At 49.0% G+C, this 21,478-nt stretch carries 18 protein-coding genes; all 18 read right to left on the bottom strand.

Going from position 1 to position 21,478, the window contains the following annotated elements:
• Positions 1-20: 20 nt before the first annotated feature.
• A complete protein-coding gene (gene fkpB, locus REH51_RS06335) occupies positions 21-464 on the bottom strand; it encodes an FKBP-type peptidyl-prolyl cis-trans isomerase (protein ID WP_009722790.1) in 444 nt (147 codons plus the stop codon).
• A 27-nt stretch (positions 465-491) separates the two neighbouring features.
• Positions 492-1,040, bottom strand: coding sequence for a signal peptidase II (lspA, locus tag REH51_RS06340; RefSeq protein WP_498937219.1), 549 nt, complete (start codon positions 1,038-1,040; stop codon positions 492-494).
• Positions 1,033-3,864: an isoleucine--tRNA ligase gene (gene ileS / locus REH51_RS06345; protein WP_498937221.1), complete on the bottom strand. Its 2,832-nt coding sequence runs from the start codon at positions 3,862-3,864 to the stop codon at positions 1,033-1,035. The genes lspA and ileS overlap by 8 nt, the downstream gene beginning before the upstream one ends.
• Before the next feature lie 7 nt (positions 3,865-3,871).
• The gene (gene ribF / locus REH51_RS06350) at positions 3,872-4,909 is read right to left on the bottom strand and encodes a bifunctional riboflavin kinase/FAD synthetase (protein WP_009722793.1); all 1,038 of its coding nucleotides are present in this window, start codon (positions 4,907-4,909) and stop codon (positions 3,872-3,874) included.
• Positions 4,910-5,037: 128 nt separating this feature from the next.
• Entirely contained in the window at positions 5,038-6,615 is a 1,578-nt protein-coding gene (gene murJ, locus REH51_RS06355; RefSeq protein WP_009722794.1) for a murein biosynthesis integral membrane protein MurJ, read from the bottom strand.
• A 109-nt stretch (positions 6,616-6,724) separates the two neighbouring features.
• Entirely contained in the window at positions 6,725-6,991 is a 267-nt protein-coding gene (rpsT, locus tag REH51_RS06360; protein ID WP_009722795.1) for a 30S ribosomal protein S20, read from the bottom strand.
• Between the two features lie 278 nt (positions 6,992-7,269).
• Entirely contained in the window at positions 7,270-8,025 is a 756-nt protein-coding gene (locus REH51_RS06365; RefSeq protein WP_009722796.1) for an amino acid ABC transporter ATP-binding protein, read from the bottom strand.
• Positions 8,022-8,690 (bottom strand): amino acid ABC transporter permease, encoded by a 669-nt coding sequence (locus tag REH51_RS06370; RefSeq protein WP_009722797.1) that lies wholly within the window; start codon positions 8,688-8,690, stop codon positions 8,022-8,024. Before REH51_RS06370 ends, REH51_RS06365 begins: the two co-directional genes overlap by 4 nt.
• A 96-nt stretch (positions 8,691-8,786) precedes the next feature.
• Complete coding sequence (locus REH51_RS06375) at positions 8,787-9,557, bottom strand: amino acid ABC transporter substrate-binding protein (protein ID WP_498937223.1); 771 nt, start codon at positions 9,555-9,557, stop codon at positions 8,787-8,789.
• 671 nt (positions 9,558-10,228) lie between these two features.
• The gene (locus REH51_RS06380; RefSeq protein WP_039868808.1) at positions 10,229-11,023 is read right to left on the bottom strand and encodes a cephalosporin hydroxylase family protein; all 795 of its coding nucleotides are present in this window, start codon (positions 11,021-11,023) and stop codon (positions 10,229-10,231) included.
• 131 nt (positions 11,024-11,154) lie between these two features.
• Positions 11,155-11,802: a GNAT family N-acetyltransferase gene (locus REH51_RS06385; protein WP_009722800.1), complete on the bottom strand. Its 648-nt coding sequence runs from the start codon at positions 11,800-11,802 to the stop codon at positions 11,155-11,157.
• Positions 11,803-11,804: 2 nt separating this feature from the next.
• Positions 11,805-12,995: a DegT/DnrJ/EryC1/StrS family aminotransferase gene (locus REH51_RS06390; protein WP_498937225.1), complete on the bottom strand. Its 1,191-nt coding sequence runs from the start codon at positions 12,993-12,995 to the stop codon at positions 11,805-11,807.
• On the bottom strand, positions 12,958-14,184 hold the full coding sequence (locus REH51_RS06395; protein ID WP_498937227.1) for a methyltransferase domain-containing protein: 1,227 nt from the start codon (positions 14,182-14,184) through the stop codon (positions 12,958-12,960). The genes REH51_RS06390 and REH51_RS06395 overlap by 38 nt, the downstream gene beginning before the upstream one ends.
• Positions 14,181-14,741: a dTDP-4-dehydrorhamnose 3,5-epimerase family protein gene (locus REH51_RS06400; protein WP_009722803.1), complete on the bottom strand. Its 561-nt coding sequence runs from the start codon at positions 14,739-14,741 to the stop codon at positions 14,181-14,183. Before REH51_RS06400 ends, REH51_RS06395 begins: the two co-directional genes overlap by 4 nt.
• An 11-nt stretch (positions 14,742-14,752) precedes the next feature.
• Complete coding sequence (rfbG, locus tag REH51_RS06405) at positions 14,753-15,811, bottom strand: CDP-glucose 4,6-dehydratase (protein WP_009722804.1); 1,059 nt, start codon at positions 15,809-15,811, stop codon at positions 14,753-14,755.
• Entirely contained in the window at positions 15,808-16,581 is a 774-nt protein-coding gene (gene rfbF, locus REH51_RS06410; protein ID WP_498937229.1) for a glucose-1-phosphate cytidylyltransferase, read from the bottom strand. Before rfbF ends, rfbG begins: the two co-directional genes overlap by 4 nt.
• A 14-nt stretch (positions 16,582-16,595) precedes the next feature.
• Positions 16,596-20,312 carry an O-linked N-acetylglucosamine transferase family protein gene (locus REH51_RS06415; protein ID WP_498937231.1) on the bottom strand — a complete coding sequence of 1,239 codons (3,717 nt, stop codon included), beginning with the start codon at positions 20,310-20,312 and terminating at the stop codon, positions 16,596-16,598.
• 118 nt (positions 20,313-20,430) lie between these two features.
• A complete protein-coding gene (locus REH51_RS06420) occupies positions 20,431-21,354 on the bottom strand; it encodes a flagellin N-terminal helical domain-containing protein (RefSeq protein WP_009722807.1) in 924 nt (307 codons plus the stop codon).
• Between the last annotated feature and the right edge of the window lie 124 nt (positions 21,355-21,478).

Below are 21,478 nucleotides of genomic sequence, written 5' to 3' on the forward strand. Positions count from 1 at the left end.
ATGAAAACGAGTGCTTAAAATCAGTGTTTGGTGATGGGCGTTACGTTCAGCACATCGACTTCAAACGTCAACGTGCGCCCTGCGAGCGGATGGTTAAAGTCCACTTCCACACGATCGCCGTCTATGGTTTTGACCACGCCAGGCAATTCCGTTCCCGCTTTATCAGCAAATGACATCACCATACCGATTTCCGGCTCTTCATCACCAAAATCGGCGCGCTTCAGCGTTTGGATATTTTGCGGATTATGCTGCCCAAAGGAGTGCTCAGGGGTAATCTGAAACGACCCGCTCTGACCAGCGGTCATGCCTTTAATTGGGTGTTCAAAACCAGGTGGCAAGTTGCCATCGCCATACTGGAACGTCGCAGGGGCTTTCTCTTTGGTGGAATCGACTACCGTGCCATCTTCCAGCTTCAGCGTGAAGTGCAGGGTAATTTCCATACCATCGTCAATTAGGTAGTCCATGGTTCCTCACTCGTCACTCTATGGCTTTCAATCACGCTGCTGGAGCGCGGCTTTCTTGCGGCGTCGATCACCCATCACCGACTCCCAAATTAACCCTACTGCTCCCAGCGTAATGCCGATATCCGCCACATTAAAGGCGGGATAGTACCAACCAGCGGCATGGAACGATAAAAAGTCCACCACATAGCCATGTACTAAACGGTCATACAGGTTGCCCAGGGCACCACCAATAATCAGCGGCAACGCCACGGCCAGCAATTTTTCATCCGCTCTAATGCGGGAAAGCCAGACGGTTAAGCCAATGCTGGCACCAATGGCAATCAGCGCAAAAACCCAGCGCTGCCAGCCGGGGTGGTCCGCTAAAAAGCTAAACGCAGCGCCAGTATTGTGCAGCAGCGTAAGGTTGAAAAACGGCAGCACCTCAACGGGCTGGGCGTAATTCAAAAAATGGCTGGCGGTGTATTTGGTTAGCAAATCTAACACGATAATCACCACCGCTAGCCACAGCCAGCGCAGTGGCCGCCGCATCGGCGGCCACTGATTTGGATCGTTGGTGGTTGATGAAGCGTTAGGCATAGTAACGAGTCTCACCACTGCCCTCAGGCAGGTTGCTGATACAGCGACCACACAGATCCGCATGCTCAGCATGGGCGCCTACATCAGCCCGGTGGTGCCAGCAGCGCTCGCACTTCTGATGCTCGCTTCCGCTGACCGCCACTTTCAGGCCGTCAAGCTCGGTGCTTTCTGCGTTGGCGGCATCCGCTAGCGGTGCGAGATGCACTTCACTGGTGAGCATGACGAAGCGCAGCTCGTCGCCCAACTTGGACAGCGTGGCGTTCAGTTCGTCGCTCACGTAAAGCGTGACTTCCGCCGCTAGGCTACCTTTGATGACTTTGGCATTACGGGCGTCTTCCAAGCACTTATTCACCGAATGCTTCACCTCCAGCACTTGCTCCCAGAAGGCACGGCCTAGCTCAGCGCCATCATCTAAGGTTCCAAGCCCAGTGTAGTAAGTTTCCAGCAGTACGCTGTCGCCGCGCTCGCCAGGGATGTGCTCGTAAATCTCCTCAGCGGTAAACGACAGAATCGGCGCAACCCAGCGGCTCAACGCTTCGACCACATGGTAAAGCGCGGTTTGCGCGCTACGGCGGGCGAGCGAATCTGTTTGGGTGGTGTACTGGCGGTCTTTGATGACATCCAGATAAAAGCCACCTAATTCCCGTGCGCAGAAACCATGTACCTGCTGGTATACATCCAGGAAACGGTACTCTTCGTAGGCTTTTTCGATACGCCCCTGCAGCTGTGCCGCGCGATCGACCACCCACTGATCCAGCGCTAGCATATCGCCAAAGGCCACCTGGTCTTTGGCCGGATCAAAGCCATTCAAGTTGGAAAGCAAAAAGCGGGCGGTGTTACGGATACGACGATACACGTCGGCGGTACGCTTCAAAATTTCGTCAGACACCGCCATTTCACCGGAGTAGTCGGTAGACGCGACCCAAAGGCGCAAAATATCAGCGCCTAACTTATCCATCACACTTTGCGGCGCGACCACATTACCTAGCGATTTGGACTGCTTACGGCCCTGTGAATCAACGGTAAAGCCATGGGTTAGCAGCTGACGATATGGCGCATGACCATCAATCGCCGAACCGGTCAGTAGCGACGAATGGAACCAGCCACGGTGCTGATCCGAGCCTTCCAAGTACAAGTCAGCACGCGGGCCACTTTCATGACCATGAGGATGCGAGCCACGCAGCACATGACGATGCGTGGAGCCAGAGTCAAACCAGACATCCAATGTATCGGTGACTTTATCGTACTCAGCGGCGTCGGCACCTAATAGCTCAGCGGGGTCGAGCTTAAACCACGCCTCAATGCCCTCTTGCTCAACGCGCTTAGCCGCCTCTCCCATCAGTTCAACCGTGTTGGGGTGCAGCTCGCCCGTTTGCTTATGCAAGAAGAACGGAATTGGCACGCCCCAGTTGCGCTGGCGGGAGATACACCAATCCGGGCGATTAGCGATCATACTATGCAAACGCGCCTTGCCCCACGCGGGGGTAAATTCAGTGGCTTTGATGCCTTCCAACGCCCGCTCACGCAGAGTTTTACCGTCTTTACCTTGAATATCCATGCCCACAAACCACTGGGCAGTGGCACGATAAATCACCGGGGACTTATGGCGCCAACAGTGCATATAGCTGTGCTTGATGGGCGTGTGCGCCATTAGCGCATTAACCTCGCGCAGCTTCTCAACGATATGCGGGTTAGCTTTCCAAATCATCTGGCCGCCAAAGAACGGCAGATCATCGGCGTAGACACCGTTCCCCTGCACTGGGTTAAGCATGTCGTCAAAGCTCATGTCATGCTCACGGCAGGGGATAAAGTCATCCATACCGTAAGAAGGCGCTGAGTGAACGATGCCCGTGCTGCCCACTTCGGACTCAACGTAATCCGCTAGGTAAACCGGCGAGAGGCGATCATAGAACGGATGACGGAAGTTGATCAGGTCAAGCGCTGTGCCTTGCGCAGTAGCGATTACGCTGCCCGACAGCCCAAAGCGCTCTAAACAGCTTTCTACCAGCTCTTCCGCGAGCAGCAGCAGACGTTCGCCGTTATCCACAAGCGCGTAAGTAAACTCAGGGTGAACGTTCAACGCCTGGTTAGCGGGGATTGTCCAAGGCGTGGTGGTCCAGATCACAACAGCCGCAGGCTTGGGCAATTCGCTTAGGCCAAAGGCCGCCGCTAGCTTGTCGGCATCTTCTACCGGGAAAGCGACGTCGATCGCGTCGGATTTCTTATCGGCATATTCAACTTCCGCTTCAGCCAAGGCCGAGCCACAATCAAAGCACCAGTTAACCGGCTTTAAGCCTTTGAACACGTAACCCGCATCCACCATTTCCGCCAAGGCACGGATTTCGCCTGCTTCATTGGCATAATCCATTGTGCGGTAAGGGTGGTCCCAATCACCGATGATCCCCAGGCGAACAAAGTCAGCTAGCTGCGTTTCAATCTGCGCGCCAGCATATTCACGGCAAAGCTCGCGGGCTTTATCCGCGGCCAAATGTTTGCCGTGGGTGGTTTCTACCTTGTGCTCAATAGGCAGACCGTGGCAATCCCAGCCTGGCACGTAAGGGGCATCAAAGCCCGCCAGGTTCTTCGCCTTAACAATAATGTCTTTAAGGATTTTATTGAGAGCGTGACCGATATGGATACTGCCGTTGGCGTAGGGAGGGCCATCGTGCAGAACAAACAGCGGTGCCCCCGCGCGGGCATCGCGCAGGCGCTGGTATAGGTTCATATCCTGCCATTTAGAAACGCGCCCTGGCTCCTGCTTCGGCAGCATGCCGCGCATGGGAAAGTCGGTTTCTGGCAAGTTTAGCGTGTGCTTATAATCCATAGTCCGGTCAGCCGTCGTTAGCATCGGCGGCGTTATCCGCCGAAGAGAAATCAGAAGAAGCGGTCTCACGCCCAAGCGGGGCCGAGGCCAGCGGAAGAGAATTCATGCAGCCAGCGCCCGCTGCTGCAAAGTAGCGGCGCGCTCTGGCTTGATCGTGTTCAATTTGCGTTTTTAGCGCATCAAAGTCGTCAAATTTCACTTCCCCACGCAGACGCGCGCAGGGGTAAACCGTCAGCCGCTGACCATATAGGTCGCCTGAGAAATCCAACAGATGAACTTCTAGCGTGGGGCGTTTAGAGCCCACCGTTGGCCGAAAGCCAACATTCGCCACTGCGGGGTAACGCTGCCCGTTAGCCAACTCGGCCACCACAGCAAAAACGCCGCGCAGCGTTAATGGTTGAGGCAACAGCGGCAGATTAGCAGTGGGCACACCAATGGTGCGCCCTAGCTGCTGGTCACGTACCACACGGCCATGCAGTGAATATGACCTGCCAAGCAGGCGTGCAGCCACGTCAAAGTTACCGCTCGCCAGCAAAGTACGCACCCGCGTACTGGATACCCGTTCATCATCAACTTTAAAGGTGCGTGTGTGCTCTACACCAAACCCTTCCACCTGCCCGACAGTTTCAAGCAAGGTGAAGTCGCCACGGCGGTCGCAACCAAAGCGGAAGTCGTCGCCCACCACCAGATGCTTCACCCCCAAGCCCTTAATTAGCACTTGATCGATAAACTCGCGCCCGGTCAGGCTACGCAGCGCATCATTGAAAGGTAGGCACAGTACCTGTTCGGCACCATGATCGCGCAGCAGACGCACTTTTTCGCGCAGGCGAGTAAGTCGCGGCGGCGCTTGATCACCGGCAAAAAACTCCCGCGGCTGAGGCTCAAACACCACCACGGTCAACGGCACATTCAAGCGTGCCGAATGCTCACGGCATTGCTGCAAGATCGCCTGATGGCCGCGATGCACACCATCAAAATTACCGATGGTGGCAACGCAGCCACGATGAGCCGCTGTCAGGTTGTGCAGACCTCGAATGACGTGCATGGCACCTCTTTTTTAAAAGCCTTTTTTAAAAGCGTTTGATTATAACGAACGCGCTGATCAGGTGCAGGGGAAGATTACTTTCGCCCTGACCTCACCTTTTTTTCACCCTAACGCTGCATTTTTGCGCATTAGCTATTCATCTTAAAGTGACGCAGCCGCAGGCCAAGCGCGGTCAGCCAGACAAAATAAAGCCCGCCACCCAGCACCACTAACCCTGCTACCCAGCGAATGCGCTGCCACAGCTCAAAATCAAGCCATGCCTGCCAGTCGGGAGCAGCCAGATAAAGCGCAATACTCATCAACGCGCTGCCACCCACCAGCTGAACTGCGAAGCGCCCCCACCCTGGCTGAAAGATCAACACCTTCTGGCGGTAAAGCAAGTAACCCAGCAGCCCGGCATTTAAAAATGCCGACAGCGCGGTCGCCAGCGCCAATCCTGCGTGAGCCAGCGGCCAAATTAACAACAGGTTGAGCACCATGTTAGCCACCATGGCGATAATGCCCACTTTCACCGGCGTTTTGGTATCCTGCCGGGCAAAGAAGCCCGGTGCCAATACTTTGATCAGCATAAAGGCTACCAGCCCAAATGCGTAAGCACGTAGGCTCATGGCCGCCATTTGAATGTCAGTATCGGTCATCGCCCCGTAGTGGAACAAAGTAATCAAAAACGGTTCCGCCAGCACTGCCAGTGCCAGCGCGGCGGGCACACCTAACAACAGCACCACGCGAATGGCCCAGTCTAGCATCGCTGAAAAGTGTTCGGTGGACTGCTCCGCATGGCGTTTGGAAAGCGCAGGCAAGATAATCGTGCCAATCGCCACACCAAACACCCCAAGCGGCAGTTCGACCAACCTATCCGAATAGTACAGCCAAGACACGCTACCCGCCGTCAACAACGAGGCCAACACCGTATCCAGTAGCAAGTTAATTTGCGATACCGACACCCCAAACAGCGCGGGGGCCATTAGCTTCAGGATGCGCTTCACCCCTTCGTGGGCAAAATTTGGCCACGGGGTCGGCAGCAACCCAAGACGCAGCAAAAACGGCACCTGAAACGCTAACTGGGCAGCACCAGCAATCAGCACCCCCCAGGCCAGCGCCATGGCGGGTTCTTCCATTAACGGCATTAGCAGTAGCGCCGCGCCAATCAGCGAAATGTTCAGCAGCACAGGGGTAAACGCGGGCACCGCAAAGCGGTTCCAAGTATTCAGTATGCTACCCGAAAAGGCGGTTAACGAGATCAGCAGCAAATAGGGAAACGTCAGGCGCAGCATATCAGCGGTCATGGCCAGCTTTTCGGGGTCTCGCCCAAAACCGGGGGCAAATATCCACACCAACCAAGGAGCCCCTAGCATGGCAAATGCCGTAATTAACGCCAAAATGGCCGTCAGGCTGCCCGCTACCGCATTCAGTAGCTCGCGAATCTCCTGCTTACTGCGCTGGGTTGAGTACTCTGAAAGCACCGGCACAAAGGCTTGGTTAAACGCCCCTTCGGCAAACAAACGGCGCAGAAAGTTAGGGATTTTAAACGCAACGAAGAACGCATCCGAGCCGTTACCTGCCCCCAAGAAGGTGGCCACCACCACATCGCGTACCAACCCCATCACACGCGACAACATGGTCATGGCACTGACCACTAACCCAGAGCGCATCAGCCCGCGGCGCGGGGGCGACATGTTTGCTTGCGGTGGCGTGTTGGTGGTCATCACTCAATCCATAGCGACTAAAACAAGAGATCCAACGTCGCCGCGGGCAACGCGACGTATAGACACAAAAAAACCGGCCGCAGCCGGTTTTTTTATGGCGCCTGCCGGCTTACGCCGCCAGAGCCTTAATGCGCTTGTTCAAGCGGCTTTTCAGACGAGCAGCTTTCTTCTTAGAAAGAACGTCTTTATCAGCGATGCGGTCGACAACCGGCTGCATTGCCCGGAACTCTTCCATCGCTTTGCCATGATCGCCGGTGCTGATCGCTTTGATCACACGCTTGATGTAGGTGCGGACCATGCTGCGCTGGCTGGCTTTCAGGACGCGACGAGTCTCGGCCTGGCGGGCGCGCTTGCGTGCTTGCTTGCTGTTCGCCACAGGTATCTCCTTGGAGAATAAAGGTTGCCAATAAACGGCAACGGATTAACTATGTGTTTGTCGGTTTGCGTAGGCAATAACACGACATTTCCGTCAGAATCTTTCCACAACAACCAATTGATTTGGAAGCAATTAAAATGCTGCCAAATGGTGAAACGAGCAGTTCAAAACCTGCCCGTCCACGGGTCTTGTCTGAGAGGATGGCGTAGTCTATCACGCGTTAAGCGGGCTTGCCAGCGCTTGTCAATGCTTTTCCCGCGCGGATCACCACTCAACCGTTAAGGCAATGCCTGTCCCGTTGGCGCAAGAATTTTGCGCAGAAAATGCCGTGTCCGTTCATCCTGAGGATTGGTGAACAGCTGTTCTGGCGGGGCCTGCTCGACAATCTGCCCTTCATCCATAAACACCACACGGTCGGCGACGTCTCTGGCGAACTGCATTTCATGGGTCACCACAATCATGGTTTGCTGCTCGGCGGCGAGCTGCTTCATTAAGCTCAGCACCTCTTCCACCCATTGCGGGTCCAGCGATGAGGTTGGCTCGTCGAATAGAATTACATCGGCATTCGCGGCCATCGCACGCCCAATGCCTACCCGCTGTTGTTGGCCACCGGAAAGCGATGCAGGGTAAGCATCCGCCTTATCGGCCAAGCCAATGCGCTCTAAAATTTCCCTTGCCCGAGCGTGCGCCTGAGCCTTAGGCAGTTTATCAACAACAATCATGCCCTCGCTGATGTTCTCTAACGCCGTTTTGTTGGCAAACAGCCCATAGTTCTGAAACACGAAAGCGGTTCGTCGGCGTAGTGCCAGAATATCGGCACGGCTGGCACGCCGGGCATCTACTCTTAAATCGCCTACCGTGATGTGTCCCGCCTCTGGGCGTTCCAAAAAATTAATACAGCGCAACAGGGTTGATTTACCGGTACCCGATGGACCAATAATGACGATGATTTCACCCTGCTCCAGGTGCAAATCAACGTCGGTAAATACCGGCTGCTGGCCAAAACGCTTGCTGACGGATTCGAGGGTGATCATCGCTGGTACGCCTTATTCAGATACGTTTCCAGACGGCGCTGGCCCCAGGAAAGCGCTTCCACCACCACCCAGTAAATAATCGCCACCAGCAAAAATGCTTCCAGATAGAGAAAGCTGCCCGAGGCTTCTTTTTGGGTAGCGCCCATCATTTCGGTCACCCCCAGGGTAAACGCCAGGGAGGTCGCTTTAATCATATCGATGAAGTAGTTCATCAGCGTCGGCGTTGCCACGCGGGTTGCTTGAGGCAGAATAATCCGCCGCATCAATTGAGACTGGGTCATGCCGATGGACAGGGCAGCTTCGGTCTGGCTACGGTCAATACCCACAATCGCCGCGCGAATGGATTCCGCCATATACGCCGAAAAGTGCAGCGTCAGGCCAAGCACCGCGGCGGTCACCCCGTTGATGGAAATGAGCGCGTTAATCAGTTGGGGCAAACCGTAATAGAACAAAAATAGCTGCACCAATAGCGGCGTTCCGCGAAAAAACGAGATAAACAGCAGCGCCGCGCCGTTCAATACTGGCACCCGCGACACCCGAATGACCGCCAAGAGGCAGGCAATGATCAGCGCAAACACCATGGCGATACTCGCCATCTGTAGCGTTAACGGTAAATAGCTCAGTAGGACCGGCAACAGGCCCCACATATACTCCACATTCAGCATGGTTATTCCAACATTAGCTTAATCGCAATAAGCAAAACGGCCGTGGCATTGCCACGGCCGCAATCTAAAGATAGCCGTCACGAGGTAAAGCCGCGATTATGGCTGAGTGATATCAGTATCGAACCATTTTTGCGATATTTCACCTAACGTGCCGTTTTCACGCAGCTCTTCCAGAGCGGCGCCTACGCGGTCACGCTGAGCACGGCCCTCTTCATCATCACGGAACGGCAGCGCGTTTTCGATGGTTGTGAACGGCTGCCCAGCCAATGAAAGCGGCAAACCGCGCTCGCTGATCACTTGGCTTGCGCTAACGCGATCCATCACAAACGCATCGATACGGCCAAGCGCCACATCCTGCTCGACGTTAGATTCGTAGGTACGAATATCGATCTCATCGGCATTAGGCTGCTCACGCAGCAACTGCTCGTAGTTAGAACCGAGATTCACCGCAACGCTTTTGCCGGATAAATCTTCACCCCCCTGAATAGTGTCATTACCTGCCCGCACAACAACCTGGGCACCATCGTAAACATACGGCGCGGTGAAGGCGTACTTCGCTTTGCGCTCATCGGTAATGGTGATTTGGTTAGCAATGGTATCAATGCGCCCCGATTCCAGCATGCCCGCCAAGCCAGAGAAGCTTGCTGTCACGAACTCAATTTCATCGCCAGTTACATTACCAACGGCGTTCATTACATCCACTTCAAAGCCTTTCAGCTCATCACGCTCAACGTATGTAAAGGGGAAATCCCCCCCAGACATGCCGACTCGCAGCGTATCCGCATAAGCAGCGGCAGACAGCACACCACCCACAACACTAAGCGAAAGAACGGCAACGGCTTTTTTCCAACGGCTCACATTCGCCATATTTTTTTTCCTCTTTGGGGCACTTAAGCACCCTGCTTTAAACGTGGGCGCCGGTTGCGACGTTCGTCGAACATTTACCAGCGCAATAGAGCCAAGATACCAGCAAAAAAGAAATAATAAACAGCTTTCTTAGTGTTTTTTGGAATTTAGGATCAATCGGCGGTGCTATGGGGTGCTTGTCTTCACACCTCAAGAGTTTCTATCTCCCGACACCATCTGGTGCTGCCCCTAGGAGAACCCGACGTCCACCAAGTAACCTGCTTGTTACCTAGCGCTTATAATGTGCCAGGTAAAACCTTTAGGAATGCGGAAAATCAATGTCACTTTTAAGACAGCATCCCCTTCGTATACTTCCGTTACTGCTTAATGGCATCAGCCAGAATACTCAGCTGCTTGTTATAATTATCGGCCATCCATATATCTATGCCTTCATTCTAAAACGGGCAAGCATGATCTAATGTGTCGTCAATTCGCAATTGAAACTGTCAACAATGAGGTGGTATTGGCTATTACTGCCGCTTTCTCTCTTGCCCATAATAATTGGCCGTCAGCTTAATCCTGACGGCCATATAAAACCATTTAGCACTGACCACAAAACCACTCACTGCAGCCAAAAATTCACTCTACCGCCCACTTCACTTTGCATCTTTTCTCTGGCGAGTAAATCTTTATCAACTAACTCTTTTTAAGTAACCATCTGGCGCAACTGTAATCAAAAGTTTATTGTGAATATTCTTGTCAATTTCAAATTCGCTGTGCATTCCTAAGTACTTCCATACAGCCGTTTTTGGATTGTTTCCCGGCCCCCAGGGACGATCAGGAAACATATCAGCTGGCATGTCTTCTACAATGGTGTCGAATACTACACAATAGCTTCCAACACTCGTCAACGGCGCATAGGCTTCCAGCTCGGCCAGTACGTGGTCGTGGGTATGGTTAGAATCCAGACAGACCAGCACGCGTTCGTAACCCTCGGCTATTTGTTGAACCTGCTCAATTACTTCAGGCGCAATGCTGGAGCCTTGAATCATTTCGATACGTGAGGCCATAGGGTGAGCTTCAATAGCCTCCCTGTTGTGTGCGCGAATATCAATATCGATACCCAGTACTTTTCGTTTAGACTGTTTGGGATCAAGCACTGCGCCTGTCTCGATGGCTTCGCACATATCTAACAACGCGAGCATAGATGCACTTAGCATCAGTGAACCACCGTGAGCGATGCCTGTTTCGATGATCAAATCCGGCTTTATTTGCCAGATCAGCTCCTGAATGGCTGCCATGTCAACTGGCGTTTGGATAATCGGCCTACCCATCCACTGAAAATTGTACATGTATCGTTTGTCAAAGGCTCTCACTAACCACTCATTTGACTGACGATTCCATTCAGTTTCAGAAGAATAACTGCTTATTGAATCATGACTTTCTCGTAAAAACTGTGCAAATGGATTGTCGTCACTACTTTTCATATTTATCTCCAAAATCATAGCAGAAATTTCTTTCACCCTATAAACGAAACTATTTTTGACCTCCCTGTCCATAACTAATTAACTCAATAATCTTTCAGTAAATTAGCCTAAGCAAGCTTTTCCCATCAACTTTAACAGTGGTACTTCATATGGAAAAGTGAATCAGCTGATACTATAGCATGGTCTTTTAGAGGGGTTTCGCTAAGCTCCTCAAGCTCACCGCGAGATCCGTTTACTTCATACAGCGGCGCATCAAACTCTACTGAAAAACCACACTGATTATAAAACGTAACAGCTGGATTACTTGATCGAACCCTAACCCACACTTCCTTGATACCTATATCGACCATTACCCACTCAACTAAGCTGAGAAATGCCGCACGCATCAAGCCAGGACGACCTGTGTCGCTGAAACGAACAATCGCATCCCCTTCAATACGGGTTCCTCTAGCATCACCATAGGCTAGTCCCATGTAGCCATAAAGCTCTTTTGTTCCAATATCCCTAAGTGCAAACAAGATTCTCGTACTATCCTTGGCAACGGAACTTACAATCCACTGGAATGTCCGTTCAGGAGTAGCTTCGAAATATGTTAAAAATGAATCACGATTTCTATTTCGAGCCTCTGTCAACATACTAACAACAACTTTATCGACACAACCAGGATTACAGTTAATCGGATATAATGCGAAGCCTGTTTCAGCCACAGGTAACACTAGGGAAGATAAGTCTATATCACCAACCCCTTTAAGCGCTTGAAAGATATCTTGATATTTCATTTTCAACCACGGAAAGATGCTATAGATTGAATGATTCGATTTTGGTCCTTCTCGCTCATATAACTATGAAGGGGGAGCGATAAAATTTGATCGACAATTTTTTCAGTTACATCCAGATCACCTTTTCGGCAACCCTTAAAATATGTAAATTTATGCCCTGCCTGCCAATGAATGCCTGTATCGACGCCCTGTGACTTCATATGCTCACGAAGCTCATCACGATTACCATTAAGAACCCTAATATAGTAAAGGAAAGGACTAACTTCCTCAAAGTCACCCTTAGGGGCTTCTAACCACGTAATTGAAGAGAGTTCATCATAATATTTTTTACATGCTATTTGTCGAGTACTCCGTATCTTATCAAGCTTTGAGATTTGGGAAAGGCCTATTGCAGCATGCAAGTTAGCCATGTGATACCTAAACCCTAGCCCTTCAATATCATATGTCCATGCTCTTGAATTTGTATACATCTGTTCCGCAGACTGCGTCATACCAATCAAACGCATTGCCTGTAGTCGCTTTACATTTTCCGCCCCTTTAACGACAACAGCCCCACCATCAATACAAGTTACTGTCTTAACAGGATCAAAACTAAACATAGTGTATTCATGCTGATTTCCAGTTGGTCGCCCCTTATAATAAGAGCCAAAAGAGTGCGCAGCATCATGGAGAATTGGTATGTTGTATTTTTTTGATATTTTTCGCAATGCATTATGATCGCAAAGAAAAATATCATAATCCATACAGATAATACATTTGGTCTTATCTGTTATCAGGCTCTCCACCTTATCAACATCAATGCAAAGTGTTTCTTCTTTTATATCAACAAAAACAGGCTCGGCTCCCCAAGCACGAATTGCTTGAAAATCAGCAGCATTATTAAATGATGGTGTAATAACCTCATCGCCAGAACCCACACCTATCATCAACAACGAGAGATGAAGTGCTGCATGCCCTGTACTCACAGCAACAACATGGCGGTCTTCGCCGGAGGCAAAATCACAGACCCGGGTTAATTCAGCTTCAAAATCTTTTACGTAGCTACCCATACCAAGCCAACCCAACTCCAGCGACTCAACTGCTGCAGCGATTTCGCTCTCTTCAATCAGGGGCTTGAAAACAGGTATCTGTGGCTTAATTATATTTTCCATTTTTTCACTCAAAAATACGAAGTTCTGGAACAGCAATAACAAATGCCGTTCCTCTTTCTTGGATCTCACTATTTTGCTGCTGCACTTCCTCTAAAATATTCCAGGGCAAGACCAGTAAATAGTCTAGCTGGCTACCCACAAGCTGATCTGGTGAAAAGATGGGTATGTGGCTTCCTGGCATAAATTTTCCCTGTTTGGCAGGCGCTGCATCACATACAAATGGAAGTAAATCTGGCTTTATTCCAGCGTAGTTAAGCAAGGTATTGCCTTTAGCAGCAGCTCCATAGGCAGCAATTTTTTTTTCTGCACGCTTTTGCTTAATAAGAAAATATAGCAGATCATCCTTTATTTTATTTGCGCGGGACTGAAAGTCGAGATAGGTTCCCAATCGTTGCAGGCCGCGGCTATACTCCACATGCAGCATTGCCGCAACTGATTCATAATTTTCCCTATCATCCTCATCATGACAGCAAAATATACGCAAACTTCCTCCATGTGTATTCAGCTCTTCCACTTGCCAAATGCGCAGGCCTACAGACTGGAAGATACGACTTACCGCGGAGAGCGATAAATAAGAGTAGTGCTCATGATAGATAGTGTCGAACTGGAAGTGCTCAAGCAAACGCATCAGGTGGGGAAATTCTAGAGTAATCGTGCCACTTGGCTTAAGTACCGCCTTAAGCCCGCGGGTAAAGTCGTTAATATTAGGCACATGGGCGTAAACATTATTACCGATAATTAGATCTGCTTTTTTACCCTCGCGGGCTAGTTGCTTACCCAACGCTTCGCCAAAGAACTCACGTAGAACAGGAACCCCTTTCGCTTCCGCGGCCGTCGCGGTGCTGTCGGTTGGCTCAATACCAAGGCATGGGATCCCCATGGCAACAAAGTTTTTAAGCAAATACCCATCATTAGATGCCACTTCAATAACTAGGCTATCTGAATTAAGACTCAGCTCACTAGATACCTGTTCAACATAATGTTTAGCGTGGGCCACCCAGCCACTAGACGTGCTCGAAAAGTAAGCATAGTCAGGGCTGAAGAGTTCATTTGCCTGAGCATAATCCTCCGTCTGCACTAACCAACATTGATCGCAGACTTTAACTCTTAGCGGGTAATGCTTTTCCGGTTTAGCGAGTTCAGCAGCCGTAAGATACGCGTTAGAAGGGGGGGCAAAACCTAAGTCAAGAAACGTATGACTTAACGGTGTTGCACAATGCCGACAGTTCAAAGCACGACTCCTGCAAAGTTATTATCAATCAGCTTATGAGAAGCATCTCGATCCGACAATGTATTGATGGGGAGTGGCCAAGTAATCGCTAGGCTGGGGTCTTGCGGGTGCAATCCTCCTTCCATAGTCGGTTCGTAGCTTTGAGAATGACAATAGAGCATTTCAACGTCATCACTTAAGGCTTGGAAACCATGTGCAAACCCTTCAGGTATCAGCAAAGATCGCTGATTCTCTGCGCTCAGCTCTTCCGCGTACCAGTGGAGAAACGTAGGGGTACCGGGACGTAAATCTACTGCCAAATCCCATACCGCACCTTTCAAACAAGTCACCAGCTTCATTTCTGCATAAGGCGCATGTTGAAAATGAAGACCACGCACAGTGCCTCTGTGCCGTGTAAAAGTATGATTGATTTGCGCAATAGGAGTATGCCAACCAGCTTGCTTTAAAAAATCAGCACAAAAAAGTCGCTGAAGAAAACCACGGTGATCTCCAACTTGCTCTCTTTGCACAAGCATCAGTCCATTTAACGGGGTATCGCTCACGGTCAGTAGGCCCATTATTATGCTTCCTATAGTGACTCGTAGGCTGTGATATCTTCTAAACACAGCGCTTGAGCTGATTCCCCTGCAAGCTGACGTCGATACCAATTCATTGTGCGAGATACAGATTGCACCAACTGCCAATGCGGCTCAACGCCCAATACAGTCCGCGCCTTGGCAGTCTCTAACGCCAACCAATTTGCTTCATGTGGCCCTGCATGACCACCGCCCCACTCAATCTCACCACTCCCGAATGATTTGCACGCCTGTGTAATAACATCTTCCACTGTGGCTGCATCATGAGGGCGAGGACCAAAGTTATAGGCTCCTGCTTTTTTGGGGTTCTCATATAGCTGTTCTGCCAAGCACAGATAAGCAAAAAGAGGTTCTAGCACATGTTGCCAAGGGCGTACTGCTCCCGGGTGTCGAATATACACAGACTGTTCAGTACTCCAGGCGCGCACAGCGTCAGGCAATAAGCGATCTTCAGCCCAGTCTCCGCCGCCAATAACGTTACCAGCTCGAGCAGTCGCCACAGCAACCCCTTGCTCCGCCAAGAAAGCATCACGGTAACTGGCAACCACCAACTCAGCGGCTGCTTTACTGGCACTGTAGGGATCATGCCCACCAAGATGATCGGTCTCGCGATACGGATATGGCTGTTCGAGATTTCGGTATACCTTATCGGTTGTAATCGCCACAACTACACGCGCGTGTTCCAACCCTCGCAGGCTCTCCAACACATTGGCCGTACCTTGAACATTAGTAGCATAGGTAGCCAAAGGATCTCGATAGCTGGCACGCACCAAAGATTGAGCAGCCAAGTGAAACACTATTTCTGGTTTAGCTTCGTGTATGGTACGCGAAACTTTATATGTATCGCGGATATCACACTCATAGCTCTTCAAGCTGTTATCTACCTTGGCAAGCATAAACAAGCTGGGGTGTGTATTGGGCGCCAAAGCAACTCCTGTTACTTCCGCCCCCAAGCGCTGTAACCACAGGGACAACCAACACCCCTTAAAACCTGTGTGGCCGGTCACCAATACTCGCTTACCCTGCCAAAACGATAGCGAAGCTTTATTCATGACCATAACTTCCAAGGGGCTTGTCCTGAATCCCAAAGATGCTCTAGATGATTTTTTTCACGCAGGTTATCCATAGGTTGCCAGAATCCAAGATGCTCAAAAGCTTCTAGCTGTCCATTATTGGCGATGCTCTCCAATGGACGGCCTTCCCATGAACTTTGATCCCCATCAATAAAGTCCAGAACTTGCGGGTTTAGGACAAAAAAGCCACCATTGATCCATGCGCCATCGCCAGGTGGCTTTTCCTGGAAACCACTTACGGCAGTTCCGTCACGAAGCAGTGCCCCATATCGACCTGGAGGCTGTACTGCCGTTACAGTAGCGAGCTTTCCATGCTGCTGATGAAAAGCAAGCTGAGCACCGATATCTATATCGGCCACTCCATCACCGTAGGTAAAGCAGAAAGATGACTCATCGCGGACATAGTTAGCGACTCGCTTGAGACGCCCACCTGTCAGAGTTTCTTCCCCAGTATCGACCAATGTAACTCGCCATGGCTCTGCATGCTTTTCATGTACCTGCATCGAATTGCTTGACATATCAAAAGTCACATCAGACATATGCAAGAAGTAGTTAGCAAAATATTCTTTAATCACATAGCCTTTGTAACCGCAACAAATAATAAAGTCATTTACACCATAAAAAGAGTAAAGCTTCATTATATGCCAGAGTATTGGTTTACCTCCGATCTCAATCATCGGCTTTGGCTTCAGGTGAGTTTCTTCAGAAATTCTAGTACCCAGACCGCCCGCCAGTATGACGCATTTCATATAACTTATCCTATCTAGAAAAACCTAGCATTGAGAATTTCATTTGTTTTTTTAATAATTCTTTCAGACTTAGAAGAACTTAAGCTAACTAAAAGCTCTTTTAAATCATCGAGGTAATACTCAATAAAACCATTCCTATCCAATCTAACATTATTACCAGCAATTCTTTCCTCTTGACTCTCAGTCCTTGTATGAAAGTATCGCCTAAAATAGCTTTCACCATCTATATTTCTTAGCACCCCAAACCACAATAGATGACTTATCAAAACATGATCAGCAGAAATAGTAGCTCTGAATTCAAATTTATCTAGAGCTTTTCGAAGGAAGACCGAGTGTAACACGGTACAGTTTGAAAGCTCTGCAACCGATTTCAGATAACGCGCTTCTTTTTTATCATGTGAAAAGTCATAAATAGCGTTCTCCAAAAAGCCTTTCACATTAGATTCTTCATCAATGGCCACCGGCGTCCCCATTACCATCGAAGTGTCAGAATGTTTCTTTATTTCATCAACAGCAAGTGATAAATAAGATTTTGACAAAACATCATGAGCCCCTAACCACATAAAATATTTTGATCTACTATTCTTAAAAACAAATTCAAAATTTTTCGACGCGCCGATATTTGCAGGCTGTTTAAATACTTCAAAACGCTCATCACCTGCCGTTTCTTCGCAAATAATATCCAGCGTTCTATCCGTTGAGCAGTTATCAGAAATCAGGAACTTAACATCTTTGAAATCTTGATCTTTCAATGACCTAATAGTTTCTAGAATATATTTCTCTTCATTATAAACAGGCACACCAACACACAAGGTAAATTCACGCTGGTTGCTCTCAAGCTGACAAGTAGAGTGAATCACTTCTCGCTTTAACGGTACTCTCAATTTTTTTTCATTCAAAACTTCTTTATCTAAATATTTATTTGCCTTTTCACTATCCACTGCCTTCAATAACGCATATGTCATGTCTTTAATGTCGTACATTGAATGCAACAAATATGCGAGTTTAGTGCATTGACTCTCACTCAACTCAACCACCCGCTTATAGGTGGGCAGAAAAATTGCATTAACATTGACTAGCTCTGTGGCTTGAAGCCGGTTCACTGGCACGCTTTCCGAGAAATGACTTTGGTATTCCTCGTTATTGAAACAGTAAAAACGAAAACCATGGCGAGCCATCCAGTGCTGTAATTCAGCTAAATTCGGCTGGGGCTCATAGCTTGGCTGAAAAGCCACTCTAACCTGAATTAATAGCGTATTTTTTAGCGATCTCTCGCCATTTTCTAGCACTTTCATAGCATCATGCAGGTCATCTAACACCAGCATATCTACGCTGGGTAAGCCTTCGATGCTATCTAGTGCTACTGTAGTAATCGGCAGTTCAGCTAACACTTTAAGCTTTTCACGCAAGTGTTTCAGTTGTTGAGCTTCTTTTAGAGGCTTCAGCGTACTCCCTTTTTCTGCATCTAAAGTGGCGTAAAGAGTAGTAGGTTGGCCATCACCTAATAAGGCGTGAGGATAATGATGAAACTCTCCGTATTCTTTAAGCTTTTCCACTTTTTTAGTAAGCAAACTAGCTGGGTCAAAACTAATAATCGCTAGGTGTCCGCTCGACATCCACTTTGCATAATCAGGGTTTCGAGGTAGGACAGCAGCGTTATCTATGATGGTGATAGGTTTATCAATTTGCCATTCAAAAAAATCAACGTCAGATATTTCTTCACCTGAGCACTCGGGCAACTCTACTAACGCGTCTTCATCAGCAAACCACATTTCACCTTCTTTGTTGAAAGTTAGCGCTTCGGGCGCTTTACCTTCGCAATAGCGTACCCAAATAGCGCGTAAGGCGTTATTAAAATGATTCGCAAACCTTGGTGCATCACACACAGGAGAGTAATGCAAAATGGTGCGCAGCCCCGCACGAATAACCGCAAGGTTAGGTAAATCATTTGCAAGCTCTATCACACGCTGGCGGTACTCACCCCAGCTATTGGCGACCAACTCCTGCAAACCTGCATTAATTAAGTGAGTGGCACTGTGGCGACCGGCAAAAGTTGGCCCCGGCAGGGTAACAACAGGCACCCCCATTAATAAAGCTTCACAGGTAGTTAAACCACCAGAATAGGGCCAAGTATCTAACGCAATATCGATACGCTGGTAGGTGCCTATAAAGTCCTTATGATTGATAGGACCTTCTAATAAAATGCGCTCCTGCTCTATGCCGTGCTGGGCCATTTCATTCCATATACGCTGGCAATAGTCTTGGCTCTCGTACAAAGGTCCTCGCAAAAGTAGGCGGCTTTTCGGCAGTTGGTGCATTAAAATAGCCCACTCTCCGAGAAGCTGTGCACTAATTTTTGCAGCATTATTTAAACAGCCCAACGTAATATAGCGATTTTTAAGTGCAGGTAGTGACGTTGTGTTCGGTGCATACTCACAGGGAGAGTAACAAATATAGTCATCCGGCAATCGAATCAATTTCTCTGTGTATTGATCGTCGACACCTTCGGGCGTTTCGATACTATCTGACAGTAGATAGTCAATAGACTCTAGACCCATCGTATTTACCAGCCCACCTACCCACTTAATGCATAAAGGTGCTGGCCGCATGGAGATAGCTTGCAAGCAGCTACCATCACCATGCCCCGAAAGGTCAATAAGGATATCTATTTCATCATTCCGAATTTGCTCAGCTATCGCCTTTTGGCTCAAATGACGAACTTGCCGCCACTGCTTGCAAACATTACTAATTTTTTTTGTAAACTGATCATTAATATCACTGGTAGAGTAAGCATAAAAATTTATATCAGACCGACTTCGCTCCAGGGCGGCAGTAATCATTTGACCAACTGGGTGTGTTCTAAACCCGGAGGATATCAAGCCTACTTTTAGTGACTTATCTAATTTCTTAACATTCTCAGGAGAACTAAGCTTAAATAAAGAAAATCTTTCATCCCAACCTTTCGCAAAATCGATTATTTCTTCTTGAGTAACAGATGGATCATAGTGTTTAGAAAAGAAAATATTTGAATAAGCCATTACAAAATCAGGCCTTTTAGCCAAAGCTTTCTGATAGTAGCTTTCGGCTCTTTTGTACTCCCCCATATCTTTGTATAAATTACCTAAATTATTATAAACAGAATGATTTCCGGGAAATTCATTTTCCAACAGCAGATAATTTTCAAGGGCTCTACTAAAGTACTTGGTCTGGTACTGCAAAGAACCTATAAGTAAGCGTGCTTTTAATTCATCATAACCTAGCTCCAGAGATTTTTGGGCATATTCAAGCGCTGCAGCATGCTGCCCAGAACTCTGTAGCATTTCTGCCAGCCGGTACTGCGCAGGAGCGTATTGGGGTTGAAGTGCTACGGCTTTCATTTGATGCTTAATTGCTTGCTGTGCTTCTCCTTGTCGGTAGTAGACAGCTGCCAGGCTAGTGAGCATTAATGCGTCCTCAGCATTAAACTCGTAGGATCTCAATAGAGGAGCCAAAGCGGCCGAAAAATCACCTGCCTCTAACAACGTCGTACCGAGCGCTTTCCATGCAAATGCACTATCAGGGTAGTTCTCAGTCATTCGCTGTGCCGCCTGTTGAGCTTGTGACAGCTGCTTGGCGTTATAGAGCGCCATAAAAGCACCCACCTCTTTTTTAGGCACACCTAAATCAAGGCTGTTGTTTTTTATTGACTGAGGAGAAATAGTTTTTTTCTGACGTGTTTTTTTCTTAGCCATGGTGCGCTTTGCCCGAACGAAATTTATGAGTAGTTGCGTACTACTATACTCACTTCATGCTTTCTACAAACGATAAAAACCCGAGCCTAAGCTCGGGTTCTTTAGGTTTAAAACTGACTTACTGAAGCAAAGAAAGAACGCTCTGAGGGCTCTGGTTCGCCTGGGCCAGGATAGAGGTCCCCGCCTGTTCAAGAATCTGCGCGCGAGTCAGGTTGGAGACTTCAACGGCATAGTCAGCATCCTCGATCCGCGAACGGGCAGCCTGCAAGTTCGTAGAAGTCGTCTGAATATTATCAAGGGCGGTTTCAAAACGGTTCTGCACGGCACCTAAGTTACTACGCTGCTTATCAACTTCTGACAAACGTGCATCCAAAATTGCCAGCGCGTCGCTATCTCCACCGGCATCGGTGGACATCACGTCAAAACCATTCGCATCAACCGAACGTGCTACGCCACCAACGCTTGCAAGTGTTCCTGCCGCAACAAAACCACCGCCAGCAGTCGCTTGCATATTCCAACCACCGCCCGTCGCAATGCTACCATCTGCTTCAGCACTGCCGATCGTAATGGAAATAGTTTCGCCGTCTTTAGCGCCCACCTGAATACTGAATGTAGTATCTGCATCCGCATCAAACAAATTTCGTCCGTTAAACTGAGTCTGCTCGGTTACCCGATCAATTTCAGCTAGGCGCTCGTTGACCTCCTCCTGAATGGAGTCGATGTCCTGCGCGGTGTTGGTATCATTTTGTGCTTGAACGGTCAGCTCACGAATACGCTGTAAGTTATCGTTGATTTGGTCCAGTGAACCTTCAGCGGTTTGCGCCAGTGAAATACCGTCGTTAGAGTTACGAGCAGCTTGGTTCAGGCCAGTTACAGTGCTGGTCATCCGATTGGCAATGGCCTGGCCAGCGGCATCGTCAGCAGCGCTGTTGATACGCAGGCCTGAAGAAAGACGCTCTTGTGCTTGCTGTAGCGAGCTTTGCGCACCCTTCAAGTTGTTTTGGCCAATCAACGCTGTAATGTTGGTATTAATAACAGACATGTGCTTCTCCTACATATGATTACTGGCCTAATCGGCCTGCCTTACGGCTTGCTGCCGTTGTATTAATTAACGGCAGACTGAGGAGATACTTAAATTTTTACGCTCTTTATTTGTAGAAATAATG

The organism is Halomonas bluephagenesis, from assembly GCF_054790765.1.

Excerpts from the sequence above, each read along its gene's own strand:
- lspA (WP_498937219.1), bottom strand. The coding sequence starts at position 1,040 with ATGCCTAACGCTTCATCAACCACCAACGATCCAAATCAGTGGCCGCCG.
- REH51_RS06370 (WP_009722797.1), bottom strand. The coding sequence starts at position 8,690 with ATGCTGAATGTGGAGTATATGTGGGGCCTGTTGCCGGTCCTACTGAGC.
- ileS (WP_498937221.1), bottom strand. The coding sequence starts at position 3,864 with ATGGATTATAAGCACACGCTAAACTTGCCAGAAACCGACTTTCCCATG.
- fkpB (WP_009722790.1), bottom strand. The coding sequence starts at position 464 with ATGGACTACCTAATTGACGATGGTATGGAAATTACCCTGCACTTCACG.
- REH51_RS06380 (WP_039868808.1), bottom strand. The coding sequence starts at position 11,023 with ATGAAAAGTAGTGACGACAATCCATTTGCACAGTTTTTACGAGAAAGT.
- murJ (WP_009722794.1), bottom strand. The coding sequence starts at position 6,615 with ATGACCACCAACACGCCACCGCAAGCAAACATGTCGCCCCCGCGCCGC.
- rfbG (WP_009722804.1), bottom strand. The coding sequence starts at position 15,811 with ATGAATAAAGCTTCGCTATCGTTTTGGCAGGGTAAGCGAGTATTGGTG.
- REH51_RS06385 (WP_009722800.1), bottom strand. The coding sequence starts at position 11,802 with ATGAAATATCAAGATATCTTTCAAGCGCTTAAAGGGGTTGGTGATATA.
- REH51_RS06420 (WP_009722807.1), bottom strand. The coding sequence starts at position 21,354 with ATGTCTGTTATTAATACCAACATTACAGCGTTGATTGGCCAAAACAAC.
- REH51_RS06400 (WP_009722803.1), bottom strand. The coding sequence starts at position 14,741 with ATGGGCCTACTGACCGTGAGCGATACCCCGTTAAATGGACTGATGCTT.
- ribF (WP_009722793.1), bottom strand. The coding sequence starts at position 4,909 with ATGCACGTCATTCGAGGTCTGCACAACCTGACAGCGGCTCATCGTGGC.
- REH51_RS06375 (WP_498937223.1), bottom strand. The coding sequence starts at position 9,557 with ATGGCGAATGTGAGCCGTTGGAAAAAAGCCGTTGCCGTTCTTTCGCTT.
- REH51_RS06365 (WP_009722796.1), bottom strand. The coding sequence starts at position 8,025 with ATGATCACCCTCGAATCCGTCAGCAAGCGTTTTGGCCAGCAGCCGGTA.
- REH51_RS06415 (WP_498937231.1), bottom strand. The coding sequence starts at position 20,312 with ATGGCTAAGAAAAAAACACGTCAGAAAAAAACTATTTCTCCTCAGTCA.
- rfbF (WP_498937229.1), bottom strand. The coding sequence starts at position 16,581 with ATGAAATGCGTCATACTGGCGGGCGGTCTGGGTACTAGAATTTCTGAA.